The sequence below is a fragment of the Alteromonas sp. ABE4_545 genome (assembly GCF_056161325.1).
Window position 1 is genome coordinate 116,206 of record NZ_JBSWYY010000003.1, and the last position, 13,993, is coordinate 130,198.

The 13,993-nt window shown below is 46.1% G+C and carries 13 protein-coding genes; 2 read left to right on the top strand and 11 right to left on the bottom strand.

Annotated elements, in window-relative coordinates; genetic code table 11:
- Nucleotides 1-123: 123 nt before the first annotated feature.
- On the bottom strand, nucleotides 124-774 hold the full coding sequence (locus ACXAH6_RS04460; RefSeq protein WP_474875433.1) for a flavin reductase family protein: 651 nt from the start codon (nucleotides 772-774) through the stop codon (nucleotides 124-126).
- Complete coding sequence (locus tag ACXAH6_RS04465) at nucleotides 774-965, bottom strand: zinc ribbon domain-containing protein (protein ID WP_474875434.1); 192 nt, start codon at nucleotides 963-965, stop codon at nucleotides 774-776. Before ACXAH6_RS04465 ends, ACXAH6_RS04460 begins: the two co-directional genes overlap by 1 nt.
- 153 nt (nucleotides 966-1,118) lie before the next feature.
- Between ACXAH6_RS04465 and ACXAH6_RS04470 the strand changes: the two genes are divergently transcribed.
- Together ACXAH6_RS04470 and ACXAH6_RS04475 are read left to right on the top strand one after the other, a co-directional pair.
- Nucleotides 1,119-3,251: an exonuclease domain-containing protein gene (locus ACXAH6_RS04470; RefSeq protein WP_474875435.1), complete on the top strand. Its 2,133-nt coding sequence runs from the start codon at nucleotides 1,119-1,121 to the stop codon at nucleotides 3,249-3,251.
- 233 nt (nucleotides 3,252-3,484) lie between these two features.
- A complete protein-coding gene (locus ACXAH6_RS04475) occupies nucleotides 3,485-4,198 on the top strand; it encodes a hypothetical protein (protein WP_474875436.1) in 714 nt (237 codons plus the stop codon).
- Between the two features lie 340 nt (nucleotides 4,199-4,538).
- Here ACXAH6_RS04475 and ACXAH6_RS04480 read toward each other — a convergent pair whose 3' ends face one another.
- The 9 genes from ACXAH6_RS04480 to ACXAH6_RS04520 all read right to left on the bottom strand — a co-directional run bounded on the left by ACXAH6_RS04480 (nucleotide 4,539) and on the right by ACXAH6_RS04520 (nucleotide 13,985).
- Nucleotides 4,539-5,354, bottom strand: coding sequence for a mechanosensitive ion channel family protein (locus tag ACXAH6_RS04480; RefSeq protein WP_474875437.1), 816 nt, complete (start codon nucleotides 5,352-5,354; stop codon nucleotides 4,539-4,541).
- 100 nt (nucleotides 5,355-5,454) lie between these two features.
- Nucleotides 5,455-6,363, bottom strand: a complete 909-nt coding sequence (locus tag ACXAH6_RS04485; RefSeq protein ID WP_474875438.1) for a hypothetical protein — start codon at nucleotides 6,361-6,363, stop codon at nucleotides 5,455-5,457.
- 379 nt (nucleotides 6,364-6,742) lie between these two features.
- Nucleotides 6,743-8,086 (bottom strand): acetyl-CoA carboxylase biotin carboxylase subunit, encoded by a 1,344-nt coding sequence (gene accC / locus ACXAH6_RS04490; RefSeq protein ID WP_474875439.1) that lies wholly within the window; start codon nucleotides 8,084-8,086, stop codon nucleotides 6,743-6,745.
- 10 nt (nucleotides 8,087-8,096) lie between these two features.
- The gene (gene accB / locus ACXAH6_RS04495) at nucleotides 8,097-8,549 is read right to left on the bottom strand and encodes an acetyl-CoA carboxylase biotin carboxyl carrier protein (RefSeq protein ID WP_474875440.1); all 453 of its coding nucleotides are present in this window, start codon (nucleotides 8,547-8,549) and stop codon (nucleotides 8,097-8,099) included.
- A gap of 9 nt (nucleotides 8,550-8,558) precedes the next feature.
- Nucleotides 8,559-9,005: a type II 3-dehydroquinate dehydratase gene (gene aroQ / locus ACXAH6_RS04500; RefSeq protein ID WP_474875441.1), complete on the bottom strand. Its 447-nt coding sequence runs from the start codon at nucleotides 9,003-9,005 to the stop codon at nucleotides 8,559-8,561.
- A gap of 346 nt (nucleotides 9,006-9,351) precedes the next feature.
- Nucleotides 9,352-10,401, bottom strand: a complete 1,050-nt coding sequence (locus tag ACXAH6_RS04505; protein WP_474875442.1) for a protein-glutamate methylesterase/protein-glutamine glutaminase — start codon at nucleotides 10,399-10,401, stop codon at nucleotides 9,352-9,354.
- 8 nt (nucleotides 10,402-10,409) lie between these two features.
- The gene (gene cheD / locus ACXAH6_RS04510) at nucleotides 10,410-11,018 is read right to left on the bottom strand and encodes a chemoreceptor glutamine deamidase CheD (protein WP_474875443.1); all 609 of its coding nucleotides are present in this window, start codon (nucleotides 11,016-11,018) and stop codon (nucleotides 10,410-10,412) included.
- Nucleotides 11,015-11,845 carry a CheR family methyltransferase gene (locus tag ACXAH6_RS04515; RefSeq protein ID WP_474875444.1) on the bottom strand — a complete coding sequence of 277 codons (831 nt, stop codon included), beginning with the start codon at nucleotides 11,843-11,845 and terminating at the stop codon, nucleotides 11,015-11,017. The genes cheD and ACXAH6_RS04515 overlap by 4 nt, the downstream gene beginning before the upstream one ends.
- Before the next feature lie 43 nt (nucleotides 11,846-11,888).
- Complete coding sequence (locus ACXAH6_RS04520) at nucleotides 11,889-13,985, bottom strand: methyl-accepting chemotaxis protein (RefSeq protein WP_474875445.1); 2,097 nt, start codon at nucleotides 13,983-13,985, stop codon at nucleotides 11,889-11,891.
- Nucleotides 13,986-13,993: the final 8 nt, after the last annotated feature.

Sequence of the window (13,993 nt, forward strand, 5' to 3'; positions counted from 1 at the left end):
GGCAGGTTTTCTCTGTTTATACTGTTACTCAATCTTTTTAGATCGTCAAAGTAAAAACGGGTAAACCTTGATCTAGATTCCTCGCCAATATTATAGACGATATCTGCTACCCTTAATCTTGCCTTAACGCGAAGGCGTGTTGATTCGTGGCGGTAGCTCAGGTTTTGCGTAAGCCATACGCCCCTGTTGCTGAGTAACGTGGTAGCTATCTAAGCTGGATATAGCCATCACTTTCAGGGCTTCTAAATCTACAAATCCGTCGCTACCTACAGCTTGCTCATTCAGTATTACATGCGTGACTTCACCAATAATCAGCTGTGTATTGTTACAACTAATGGGAAGTATTTCTTTCAGCGTCATACCAAGTTTTATGGGGCTTTGTTCAACGAAAGGCGCAGTGAAGCTGTCTATGTGAACAGGCGTTAACCCTGTCGCGTCGAACTCGCTGGTAAATTCGTCGTAACGGGCTGACGTCTGGTGAGCTTGGGGGTAAAAGCTTTCTGCTACGTGATTCAGTGTATAAACACCAGTAGACTCAATGTTTTCTATGGTATCTCTACGCACCGTATGCGGGCGCATGATCATGCCAAGGTATGGCGGGTTAGCGCCAATATGCACAACAGAGCTCACCAACGCTAAATTAGTTCGCCCCGCTTGGTTTTGTGTGCCTACCAAATTGGCACTTTTAAAGCCCGATAAGCTATTGATAAATGCAGTGCGATAACGCTGGTCCATCGCCATGATATCGCTGTGGTGGAAGTGCTTGCTGCTCATTAGTCGTTTTCCCTTTCTGCATTGAGAACAAGGCCATTACTGTTTTCAAAAACCGTGATAACAATGGGTTGGCAGCAAATTTGACAATCGACCACTTGCTCTTGGTTCACGTCATTGAGGGTGTCGATTTCAATATCGTTAATGGTCATGCAATAAGGGCATTCAAAGCGACCAGCTTCGGTTAAGCTCATATAAGGCTCCTACGAATATTGTGTAGTGATCTTGTTCGCATAGCTTGACCGTAAGGATCATCTTTTCGTTGATTGGTTCGCAGATAGCGTCGACATTGTGGCTTTATTTCGCAATAATGCTGTATATATATCCAATGCTTTGAGTGAATGTGCATGGCTTACCCCAAAGAACTACCCGAGCGCTACTATTTGTCGCACTTCCACGAGTTTCTGCGCTTTTTCGACGGCCCAAGCCGTGAGCTGCTGGGGGAGGAAACCACACAATTTATCGAGCAATTTCTCGCGTTGGATGAACCCAAACAATGCCTTGTTGCTCGGGCGGCGAATCGTAAGTACCCGCTAAATGCGCGAAGCACCTTTAACTACGATGAAATTCCCGCAGCGCAGCAGCATTTAGACGAACTCGTGGCTCAAGGTTGGTTTGTACCGGCCAATCACGCCGATGGAAATGCCTTTGTGCAAAGCCAAACCAAGTCGGCGTTATTAGACTTGCTCAGCGCCATTGGTGTTGCGCTGCCGGCCAGTCGCAAAAAAGAAGAAGTGATTGCACACTTTCTCGAACACGCACCTCATCAGCAATTGGATGAACAGCACCCACTTATTCAAAATTTCGTATTGCGGACGTTTGACGACAGTATTCAGTATTTACTGTTTTTGTATTTTGGCCACACTCACGGGCGACTCAATCAGTTCTCTATGCGCGACCTCGGCATTATGCGAACGCGGGGCGAAGTGTCGTCAGACATGGCCCGTTTTGAAAACGCAGAGAGTGCACAAGCCGCGTATTACTACGCCAATGCTTATGAAGCGCTGAAATCCGCTGACGATGCCTCGTTACAAGGCATTGACCTTGCCTCACTACCCGATGCGTTATGTACGGTAAGTGAGCGACGAAAACAGCGCTATTTGTTTCAATTAGGTAGCAAATTACTGCCAGTTGACAGAGAAAAAGCACTAACTGCGCTAAAAATGTCAGGTGCAGATAACGCCGAAGAAAAATGGTTGCGAGAGAAGCATAAACAAGGTGATGTCGACGAAGTAAAGGCCGCGTTAGAAGCGATTATCGACAACCCTCAGTCTGAAACCTTATTGGCTTTCGCCGAAGACTTTTACGCCAGAAAATACGGTAAAAAACGCACCAGTGTATTAACCGATATGTTGCGCAATGCCAGCCGCAGCTTGCAGTTGGATGAAAGCTTTAATCAGGATGTTGAGCGCGGTGTTGTGGCTTATTATCGCCGACATAAAATCGAAGCGTGGCGTACCGAAAACCAGTTTTGGCGGTCAGTCTTCGGTTTGTTGTTTTGGGATTTATTATTTGAAAGTGATGAAATTATTACTGAGTTCGACCGGCGGCCCCAAACTCTGCGCAACAACGATTTTTATCAAAAATACGAACAGGATATAGAAAAGCGTTTGGGATTTGTGTTTGCCGAACACGAAGGCGCACTGCGTTATTTCACTCGATTAGCGGCAGAAAAATACGGCCAAATGAACAGTTTGTTTGTGTGGCATCAAAACGTGCTCACGCCAATTAAAGTACTGTTGGAACAAGCGTCATTAACCCAAACTGCCGCGCTGATGCGGATGATGAGCCAAGACTATCACACCCTGCGCGATGGCTTCCCAGACATCATGGTGCTGGAACAGGGCAAACTGCGGTTTGAAGAAATTAAAGCACCAGGCGATCAACTTAGACGCAATCAAATGCTCACTATTCAGCGTATGCAAAGCGCGGGGTTCGACGTGGCTATTACCCAAGTGACTTGGTATCGCGACCCCAATCAACCTTATGTGGTTGTGGATATAGAAACCACCGGCGGCCAGTCTCAGTCACACCGTATTACTGAAATTGGTATGGTAAAAATGGTGGCAGGCGAAGTGGTAGACGAATGGCAAAGCTTGATCAATCCCCAGCGCCATATTCCCCAGCGCATTACCCAACTCACGGGTATTTCTAACGCCATGGTGGCCGACGCGCCAACCTTTGAACAAGTTGCAGAGCAAGTAGATAGCTTTACCCAAGACTGTATTTTTGTGGCCCACAACGTGAACTTTGACTTTGGCTTTATCAAGCAGGAGTTTGCCCGTATAGGGGAATATTACAAACGGCCTAAGCTCTGTACCGTGCGGGAAATGCGTAAAGCCAAGCCGGGGTTAAAATCTTATTCGCTGGCAAACCTCACGCAGCATTTTGAGATAGGCATGGAACAACATCACCGCGCGTTGTCAGACGCCAGAGCTGCCGCCGAACTGCTGCGGATTTCGCAGCAGTTGTTGGGGTGATGTGAGCCATAGTCTATACGAACATGCAGGTTAAAAATAAATATTGCTGATTGAATTAGCCACTGATGTTGCTAGTGTAAGAATTTGTAATTATTACCTTATTTATCTTGTTATTATGTGTTTGAATGAAATATGTTGCTCGTTCTAAACAAGCGCACAAGGAAGTTGATTGCAATTATTAGTCATTAAATCTACCAGCGCCTCAGTATTTGCAATAAAAAATAGGGAAAATAGTGCTTAGATATATTGGAATTTTTACGGTTTTAGCGCTCACTGGTTGTGGCAGTGACACGAATGTTGGACAAGAAGAAATTGTAATTGATGGAGATTTTACGGAGAGCTTGGACGGTTTCACTCTCGGAGTTGCAGACTACAGAGTGGACAACGAAAACAATGATCAAATCTCATATGGCCTCGATACTCTTCCTTCTCCGTATGAATATAGAGAAGGCATAAAGTACTCTTGGGTCAACTACACGCTTAGCTTGAAAGGCTATATGTACAAGGAAGTGACTGGATTGGTGCCAAATACTCCTTATAAGGTTCTCTTCGAAGCTACAATTCTTAGCAATGCCAATGAACCATGCGGGGCTTACGTATCTTCACCTACTAGTGTTTATGTGAAGGCGGCTCTTCTCACTACTCAGCCAGAAACTATCATTGAAAATGATGCTAAGTATGTGGTGAATTTTGACGATCCTCAGAAAGGAGATGATAGTGCAGAAGGAATCGCTAGCGACACTCAATATTTAGGAGATGTTAGTGTTGGATCTTCCTGTGCAGAAGATAATCCTTGGGAATCAAAAACTATAAGCTCTGATAGTGACTACACAATGACCACTGATGATAGCGGTAGTGCTTGGCTCTATTACTCTATTGACTCTGGGTACAGTGGAAGCAATACCTATTACTTTTTGTCGGTAGAAGCAAAGATTAGACAACAATAATAAGTAAGTTATCTATATTGAATCCAAAGCCCTTCTCCGATGCTGACAATGGCTCTACTTTTTGCTGGTGTTTGTATTTTTTCAATAGTGATTGCGGGGACAATAAGTTACTTCGACAATATCGAAAGGGAAAACCAAGTTATAACAATCCATAATACCGATTTGGCCAAGAGGTGACATGGGAAAATATTCCTGTCCGTCTCGATTTAAGGAAATCGAAGCACTGTGATAAAAAACAAAAACTTTTAAACCAACTTTTCGCTGGTCACGTAATACTAAATGCACTGTCAAAGTGTGTACGCGTTCTTGCTGTTTGGCCCGTCTTTTCGACGGGCCTTTTTTATAGCATTTTGACTTCGCGCTGCGGGAATGGAATTTGTATTTCGGCTTGTTGTAACGCGTCGTAAATGGCTTTGTTAAGCGCATAACGAATTTCATAATGACGGGTGGTCAGCGCCCACACCCGTACACCAAAATTAATGCTGCTGTCGCCAAAGTTGTCGATGCCGATAGCTGGGGCCTTTTCTTCTGAAATGCCATCAATGGTTTTGACTACGTCGTTCAATAGTTGAATGACTTCATCCACGTTGCTGGAATAGGCCACGCCTACCTCTAAGCTAATGAGCATTTGTTCGGCTGAGTTGTGTAGTACTTCGCCAATAATTAGCTTGTTGGGGATTTGTATGTGTACGTTGTCTTCATTGATCAAAATGGTGTAGGGCAACATGACCTTGTCGACCACACCTGAAACGCCTTGTACTTGTATAGTATCGCCCAGCACAAAAGGTCGTGTGATGATGATGGTAAACCCTGCGGCATAGTTGGCCAGCATCCCTTGAATGGCTAAACCAGCCCCTAAGCCAACGGCACCAACGGCGGCAATGAGCGGAGTTACACTAATACCAATATTACCCAGTGCAATGATAACGACTAAGGATAAAATCAGGATTTTACAGGCACCGCCGGTAAAGCGACTGAGCGTAATATCGATATTGCGCCCGGTCATCAGGTTTTCCACCACGCTGCCGAGTTTATTGGCTATCCACCAACCTACAAGCAAAATCACCAAGGCGCCGAAAATTTGGAAGCTGTAGGTCACAGCAAATTCTAGCAAGGTGTCATAAAGCGCTTGTGCTTGTTTTAATTCTTCTTCCATAAAATGCAGTTACGTGATGTGGTTTGGCTAAAGTGTAATGCATAACTCGCGACGAGAATAGGCGCAAGGCTTGGCGAGTAATGAATTAAACAAAAGTGGTTTAGAACTTAAATGCCAGCCCCGACAATAAGCGATGGTGGCTGTCGATACTGTCGACGCGTGCAAACCATTTCATACTTTTGTAATTGGCAACTTGCCCGCTTATCTCAGCAGATACGCCGTGGCCGGTACCTAGAAAGTCTTCAGTTAGCTCAGCGCGGGTGCCAAAATTATCACTGACATAGGCGTAATACAGGTAGTAATCGAGTTCACTTTCGGTGGTTAGTGTGCCTGATACACCCACCACGACTTTGTCGTTTTGTTCATCCACACGCCGTACATATTCTAAAAACAAGGTATTGTCTCCGCTGTACTGATAGCGGTATTCGGCGCGTAGATAATCGCCTTCGGTTATGCGTTCGGCGCTAAATTCATAACTGTGGCGTTGGCCCATACGAGCGGAAAACTCCACTTCAATGTAATCCACTTCGTCAGGTACAAACAAAGCTTTACTGGCGTCAAATTCATTTAGCTCACCAACAACCACTTCGAGAGCGCTGGTTTGCCCAATACGCTGCACATGGCGTACACCGCCAATCCAGCCGTCTTTGGATAAGCCAGTGGCGGAAACGCGCCCTTTATAGGTGGGGATAATCCCAACTTCCGTTTTGCCATAGCCGGATTCATGGCGAAGGTAAGCACGGCGTACATAAAAGTAATCAGTGGTATCACTGCCGTAGGTATTGTGGCTGGAAGAAAACTCATCGCCAGTGACGGCAAAGGCATGTACGCTCCAGTTTTTCTGAGCGTCGAGGTACATCGACGGATAAAAGCGTACGCGGTACTGGTTACGGTGGCTTTGGCCCGAGCGGTCGTCAAAGCGCACTTGTAGATCCAGTGTTTGATCATACTCCATCGCGCCAACAATCGAACTAAACGCCAAAAAACAAAATGTGGTGAGTAACCTCATAGCCCAATACTCATGAATGTTCAGGCTGTGATAATACCGAGATTTTCGGTAAAAAAAAGCCGGTGTCTATCACACCGGCCAACTGAGTGGAGAAGAACTACTCTTAAGGGTAATGCTATCAACTCTGCATTGTTGAGCAGGGAAACTCAAAATGACAAATCAGCACACTATGAGAACAAGATGAAAGCCTTTGTGGATAAGGCGCTCAACTCTCTACGTGGTTTATATTAGGCGAGTCATTTAATTAAGCAAAGTTGGAAAAATCTATCTTATTTATAGCTTTTTCCGATTTTAAGGCAGGCTTGGTGAAAGACGTAAAATTTCGTAAAAAAATGGCCAGCAAGGTGCTGGCCATTTAGCTATGTTTTGCGGTTGGCGTTTACGCCATACCTAGCTTCTTCTCTAGATAGTGGATGTTTGTACCACCGTTAAAGAAGTTTTCGTCTGCCATGATACGTTGCTGAAGTGGAACGTTGGTTTTAATACCGTCTACCACTAACTCGTCTAGCGCATGACGCATACGTGCAATGGCTTCATCACGGCTTTCACCATAAGTGATCAACTTACCAATCATCGAATCATAGTAAGGCGGTACTGAGTAGCCAGCATAGATGTGAGAATCCCAACGAATCCCCAAACCACCTGGCGAATGGAACATATTGATCTTGCCGGGGCTAGGAATAAAAGTATCTGGATCTTCCGCGTTAATTCGGCACTCGATGGCATGGCCGCGAATTTGAATTTGCGATTGGTCGATAGACAAAGGTTGACCAGCGGCTACGCGCAGTTGCTCTTTGATCAAATCAACACCTGTGATCATTTCTGATACTGGGTGTTCTACCTGAATACGGGTGTTCATCTCGATGAAATAGAACTCGCCGTTTTCATACAAAAATTCAAACGTACCAGCACCGCGATAACCAATTTCAACACAAGCGCGACGGCAGCGATCACCGATTTTATTACGCATTTGCTCTGAAATACCTGGCGCTGGCGCTTCTTCTACCACTTTTTGGTGACGACGTTGCATCGAGCAATCACGTTCGCCTAGGTGAATCGCATTGCCTTGGCCATCAGCCAATACTTGAATTTCAACGTGACGTGGGTTCTCAAGGAATTTTTCCATGTAAACCGTAGAGTTACCGAAGGCTGCGCCCGCTTCTGCTTTAGTCGTCTCGATTGCAGAAACGAGTTCTGCTTCGCTGCGTACTACGCGCATACCACGACCACCACCACCACCGGCTGCTTTCACGATAATCGGGTAACCAATGCGTTTAGCAATCGACTTGTTGCGCTCGGCATCTTCAGTCAATGGGCCATCTGAGCCCGGTACACATGGTACGCCGGCTTTTTTCATCGCGTTGATCGCTGATACCTTGTCACCCATTAGGTTGATGGTGTCAGCAGTTGGGCCGATGAAAATGAAGCCACTTTTCTCTACTGCTTCGGCAAAATCAGCATTTTCTGCCAAAAAGCCATATCCAGGGTGGATAGCAATAGAGTTAGTCACTTCTGCCGCTGCAATGATGCGCGGAATGTTCAGATAGCTCTCTGTTGCAGATGCGCCACCAATACAAATGGATTCGTCTGCCAACAGCACGTGTTTTAAGTTACGGTCAGCCGTGGAATGCACGGCTACCGTCTTGATACCGAGTTCCTTACATGCGCGAAGGATCCTCAGTGCAATTTCGCCTCGGTTGGCGATAAGTACTTTATCCAACATAAGGCGTCACTTACTCAATGATAAATAGTGGTTGGTCGTATTCTACTGGCTCTTGGTTGTCTACCAAGATAGCTTTGACCACACCTGATTTGTCGGCTTCGATTTGGTTCATCATTTTCATTGCTTCAACAATACACAATGTATCGCCAACGTTAACTGATTGGCCTACTTCTACGAAGTTAGCTGAAGTCGGTGAAGAAGCACGGTAGAAAGTCCCAACCATAGGAGACTTAACTTGGTGACCAGTAGGCTCTGCCGCAGCAGGCGCTTCAGCCGCGGCCGGTGCAGCAACTGGCGCTGGAGCAGTAGCCGCTGCAGGCGCAGCTACTGTGTACTGAGCAGGAGCGATAGGTGCAGTAGCACGTTGGATACGTACTGATTCTTCACCTTCTGAAATTTCTAGTTCGGCAATACCTGATTCTTCTACTAACTCGATCAGTTTTTTAATCTTTCTAATATCCATGTTCTGTCTCTAATCTTCTTTAAGGCTTGAAATGTGTTTAACCGCAGCTTGCAATGCGAGCTCGTACCCATAGGCACCTAAACCCACAATAACGCCTGCTGCGACGTCAGAAAAATACGAATGATGACGGAAAGGCTCACGGGCATGCACATTCGACAAATGCACTTCTATAAACGGGATAGACACGCTTAATAAGGCATCGCGAATGGCAACGCTGGTGTGTGTAAAGGCGGCGGGGTTTATAATGATGAAGTCGACTTCGCCCATAGCCGCATGAATTCGGTCGATCAATGCGTATTCGGCATTCGACTGGAAGTGGGATAACTCCACACCTTGAATTTGCGCTATTTCAGACAAACCCGTTACGATGTCATCTAATGTTTGATGACCGTATTTGTCGGGCTCGCGTTGTCCTAACATATTTAGGTTAGGGCCATTTAGGAGTAAAACTTTCATTAAACTGCTGCTATCTTACGTTAAAAGTCAGGTATCGTGCTATTTCAACAGATTGAAACCAATCTTGCACGAAAAAACACCAGAGTTTCTCGTCATTTTTTAGTTAACGCCCGATTATAGTAGATGTTTGAGTTTTATCAGCAAAATACTGGTCTAATCAGGGCGTTTCACGACAAGTTACGCTTTCATTGTAAGGTGTGACAAGGCTTATACCAAAAGGTGCGATTTAATTTGAAGTCGAATGTTGATGGGCTGAGCGAGCTTTTTCCGCAATATCACAATAAAAAACGGCAGTCTTATACAGACTGCCGCTCAATATCGACACGCATGACAAGGCAATATTGTGTTACATCCTATTGCCAGAGCCACGTTTGTTGATGGTTTCAGTGAGCGCATCGGCAATGCTATCCACCGGTAACTCTTGGTCAACTCCACCTAAGCGATAGGCTTCTTTGGGCATGCCATAGACCACACAAGAGGCTTCGTTTTGACCAAAGGTGATGGCGCCTCGGTCTTTCATTTTCTTTAACCCTGTTGCACCATCTTTACCCATGCCGGTTAGAATGACGCCTAGTGCATTTTTGCCCACGTGCTCTGCCAAGCTATCGAACAGTACATCAACAGCAGGTTTGTGCCCTGAAACACGTTCTCCGTCAAACAAACGAATACGATAGTCTGCGCCGTAACGCACAATTTCCATGTGGCGATCTCCCGGTGCCAGATATGCATGGCCGGGGAGAATACGCACATTGTCTTTAGCTTCTTGTACTGTCATTGCGCACATTGAATTCAGCCGCTTTGCGAATGACGTGGTAAAACCCGGTGGCATATGCTGTGTCATAACCACCGCTGGAAATGCTGCCGGTAGTCGCGTGAGTACTTCTTTGATGGCTTCGGTTCCGCCAGTGCTAGCGCCGATGCCCACGATTAATTCTGTACCCTGATACGACACCTGAGTTTGCTTTGCGATCGCCGCGTGTTTGTCGCGCCGTTTTACTTTGGCTCGCGAAGCCGCGAGAATTTTCTCGATCACCTCTTCCTGAAATGCCATAAATTGCTGGGCAACGTTAATTTTGGGCTTAGCGATAAAGTCTACCGCGCCCAATTCCAACGACATCATAGTTGCATCAGCGCCTTTTTCTGTCAGCGTAGAAATCATCAATACGGGTGTGGGTTTGGCTTTCATTAAACGGTCTAGAAAAGTGAGACCGTCGACTTTTGGCATCTCAATATCCAAGGTGATAACGTCGGGGTTAAATTGCTTCACCATGTCTTTAGCCACATAGGCGTCGGGCGCACAGCCCACAAGCTTTAAGCCAGGGTGCGAGTTAACAATTTCTGTCATCAGCGAACGGATTAACGCTGAGTCATCAACAACAAGGACTGATACGGGCATAGCATTCCTTAAAATAGGTCGATATCACCAGATGTTGGACGTTGTTTAATACGCATACGGTATTCGCTTTCGCGATCCAGTATGGTGGTATTGTGAAGAGATTTAATTTTTCTCACTTTCACAAGCCCGGTTTCTGGGAAAAAGTAAACCTTCCTTGGGTATTGATCGAGCAAGTCTTTTGCAAGTAGCGGGATATGTTCTCTGCTTAAATAATCAAGTACAAACTCGGCATTTCGCTGTCCCACGTTCGTTAAGGTTAGGCCCTTTAGTACGTTTCCTCCACCAAACACTTTGGCTTCTAGTCGATTGCGTGACGCGCCGAGTTTTAGTAGTTCGTTGATCAATACTTCCATTGCATATGAGCCGTAGCGTGCAGACGAAGAGGCGAGGTCATCGGCGTTATTTGTTTCGTCGTTTGGCAGTAAAAAATGGTTCATTCCCCCAATTTGGGTCACGGGGTCACGCATACACACAGAAACACACGAACCCAATACCGTCACAATGAGCGTTTTGTCTGTAGTGGCGTAGTATTCTCCGGGAAGAATTTTTACAGCTTGGCAAGCAAAATGGCGGTCGAAATAGCGATTGGGACTCTTTTCCGTGTCATCTATCATCATAGGGCGCTACTTCCTGCAGGCTTGTATACGGTTTTACCAATGGGTGTGAGCAACTTTGAAAGATGAGAAAAGTTTTCAGAGTGACCAGCAAAGTATAGTCCCGAAGGCTTGAGCACGTGGGTCATTCTCTCAACTAATTTTAGCTGAGTGGGTTTGTCGAAATAAATCATCACGTTACGACAGAAAATAATGTCCATCCTTTCGTCAAGGTTCCATTTTCTGTCTAATAAGTTTTGTTGAAAGTAGGTGACCATATTGGTCAATTCGGGCACTACCTTAACCTTGTCGGCATTGTTTCCCTTACCGCGAAAGAAAAACCGCTTTTTTCGTTCTAAGGTTAATTTACTAACATGCCCAATGGGGTATATCCCTCTTCTTGCTTTATCCAGCACGTTACTGTCGATATCAGAGGCGAAAATTTTCACGTTTGGGTTGAAAGAGTTACGAGCTTCTACGCACGTCATGGCAATGGAATAAGGCTCTTCACCACTGCTACTCGCTGCACACCAGATATTTAAAGGGCCTGGGTGTGCAATGAGGTAGTCTTTTAATATGTCAAAGTGGTGCTCTTCCCGAAAAAATGACGTGAGGTTTGTAGTGAGTGCGTTGATGAATTGCTCGGTTTCAGCACTGTTGTTATCAAGGTATGCTAAGTATTCTTGAAACGACTTAAGACGCAAGGCGCGAATACGTCGTGACAACCGGCTATAGACCATCGAGTCTTTGCTATCAGCGAGGTTAATGCCCACCAGAGAGCGTATCCGTGACCGGACAGATTCAAACTCTTTACGACTGTATGCAAACTCTCGTTCGTTGTGATCCGCCATTGTTTTAACCTGTAAAAATGGGGCCTGAGCACACCCGTTGAGCCTAGGCGAGGATAAACTTATTCACACGGTCTGAAAGATGCGTTGCTTGATTGCGCATACTTTCGGCCGCGGCCGCTGCTTCTTCTACCAACGAAGCGTTTTGTTGCGTCATTTCGTCCATTTGCGTAATGGCTTGCGTGACCTCATCAATGCCAGATGCTTGCTCTACTGAAGCTGAAGTAATCTCTGACATGATGTCATTTACACCTTTTATCGACGTGACAATTTCGCGCATGGTTTCACCTGATTGGTTAACCAGCGTGTTGCCCGCTTCCACTTTATTCACCGAGTCAGTAATCAGCGCTTTAATGTCTTTTGCCGCATTCGCCGAGCGTTGCGCTAACGTTCTCACTTCTGAGGCGACAACGGCAAAGCCTCTGCCCTGCTCTCCTGCACGTGCCGCTTCTACAGCTGCGTTTAATGCCAGAATATTGGTTTGAAAGGCGATGCTGTCGATCACACCAATAATGTCTGAGATTTTTTTCGCCGAATCATTAATGGCGGCCATCGTGTCTACCACTTCGTCGATAAGGTTACCGCCGTGTTCGGCCACTGTGGTGGCTTTAGACGCAAGACTATTGGCCTCTTTTGCATTGGTTGCATTTAATTGCACAGTACTTGTGATCTCTTCCATACTGGATGCGGTTTCTTCCAAGCTGGAGGCTTGCTGTTCTGTCCGTGCGGACAAGTCGGTATTTCCGGTCGCAATTTCTGATGCCGCGCCGTTGATGAGGTCGGTCGCCGAGCGAATTTCACCAATAATGTCGGCTAGGTTGTCGTTGGTGGTATTGCAGTAGGTTTTTAGGTCGTTAAATAAACCGTCAAATGGCTTGTTGATGCGGTGGGTAAGGTCACCTTTTGCAAGCGCATCAAGTACATTGCTGATCTCAATCAGCCCTTGCTCGGTCACGTCGATGAGTTGGTTAAGTCCTTCGGCAAGAGTGAGAATAAAGCCCTCTTTACCTGAGGTTTCAGCGCGCATTGAAAAGTCGCCACGCACAGCCGCACCGACCAGTTTTGTAATTTCTTGCTCCGCTGCTACTTCAGCGGTTCGGTCTTGCCATTCAACAACAAACCCTAAACGGTTGCCGGTTTCATCCATAAGCGGGTTGGCTATCAGCCTGAAGTGTTTGTCAGATACCCGAATGTTGGTGTAGTAAGTGTCGTATAAATTTTCCAGTACGCGCTTTTGGTGAGAAGGGTCTTTGTGGAAAATATCCACACTACTACCAATGACCTTATCAACGGCAAAATGAGGCAGTGCCTTTTGTAACTCGCTTTCAACTGCGCGCAGCATGGTTTCTACAGACTTGTTCATGTAAATGATGTCGCGCTTTTCGTCTGCAATCATCACATTTGTTGTGGTGCCGTTGAGCGCTTCCAAAACTCGGGTGGTGTGCATATCTTTGGCGAGTTGTTGGGAAATATCATGCCATTCAAGCGATTGTCCAATACGTACTCCGCCGTCGTCTATGATCGGGTTCAACACAACACGGAAAGTCATGGCTCCTATGGCAATGTGGGTTTCGTATGCGTGTGAAGTTGCGCCGAGTAACTGGTGCTGTAAATCGAAAGCGTCGACTTTGCTGCCTATTAATTTATCAGTGGTAAAAAGGGGAATGACTTTGCGGATCTCATCTTGGGCTTGGGTGAACAGGTTTTTTACGGCTTTGTTGGCATGAGTAATAAAGCCGCTTGTGTCGGTTAGCATAAAACTGGTTGAACTGTTTTCTAGTGCTTGGCCGATACGAGACAGGTTCGCCAGTTTATCTGCCTGTGTGGCGAGTTCGCGAGACAAGTGTTCAGCAGCCTTTGTTACGCCGTCATGTTTAAGGCTGTGAGAAAGGGTTTTAAAAGCGCTGGTATCGCCACGCGCAAAAGCTTGTAAACACTCGGCTATACCTTGATTAGCCTTGGCTAGCTGGGCTGCGGTAAGCAAGGTGAGTAGCGTGGTAAACATCGCTACGCCGACAGCGAGCCAAGTTATCGCATCGTCGATATTGGTGTGAAGGGCGTATTGATAGTACTGAAAGGTTGGTACCAGTACAGAGGCTAGCATCAATGCGCTCAGCAAAGAAAATTTGGTCGAGAATCTCATTCAGTGTG

Excerpts from the sequence above, each read along its gene's own strand:
- ACXAH6_RS04460 (WP_474875433.1), bottom strand. The coding sequence starts at position 774 with ATGAGCAGCAAGCACTTCCACCACAGCGATATCATGGCGATGGACCAG.
- ACXAH6_RS04465 (WP_474875434.1), bottom strand. The coding sequence starts at position 965 with ATGAGCTTAACCGAAGCTGGTCGCTTTGAATGCCCTTATTGCATGACC.
- ACXAH6_RS04470 (WP_474875435.1), top strand. The coding sequence starts at position 1,119 with ATGGCTTACCCCAAAGAACTACCCGAGCGCTACTATTTGTCGCACTTC.
- ACXAH6_RS04480 (WP_474875437.1), bottom strand. The coding sequence starts at position 5,354 with ATGGAAGAAGAATTAAAACAAGCACAAGCGCTTTATGACACCTTGCTA.
- ACXAH6_RS04485 (WP_474875438.1), bottom strand. The coding sequence starts at position 6,363 with ATGAGGTTACTCACCACATTTTGTTTTTTGGCGTTTAGTTCGATTGTT.
- accC (WP_474875439.1), bottom strand. The coding sequence starts at position 8,086 with ATGTTGGATAAAGTACTTATCGCCAACCGAGGCGAAATTGCACTGAGG.
- accB (WP_474875440.1), bottom strand. The coding sequence starts at position 8,549 with ATGGATATTAGAAAGATTAAAAAACTGATCGAGTTAGTAGAAGAATCA.
- aroQ (WP_474875441.1), bottom strand. The coding sequence starts at position 9,005 with ATGAAAGTTTTACTCCTAAATGGCCCTAACCTAAATATGTTAGGACAA.
- ACXAH6_RS04505 (WP_474875442.1), bottom strand. The coding sequence starts at position 10,401 with ATGCCCGTATCAGTCCTTGTTGTTGATGACTCAGCGTTAATCCGTTCG.
- cheD (WP_474875443.1), bottom strand. The coding sequence starts at position 11,018 with ATGATGATAGATGACACGGAAAAGAGTCCCAATCGCTATTTCGACCGC.
- ACXAH6_RS04515 (WP_474875444.1), bottom strand. The coding sequence starts at position 11,845 with ATGGCGGATCACAACGAACGAGAGTTTGCATACAGTCGTAAAGAGTTT.
- ACXAH6_RS04520 (WP_474875445.1), bottom strand. The coding sequence starts at position 13,985 with ATGAGATTCTCGACCAAATTTTCTTTGCTGAGCGCATTGATGCTAGCC.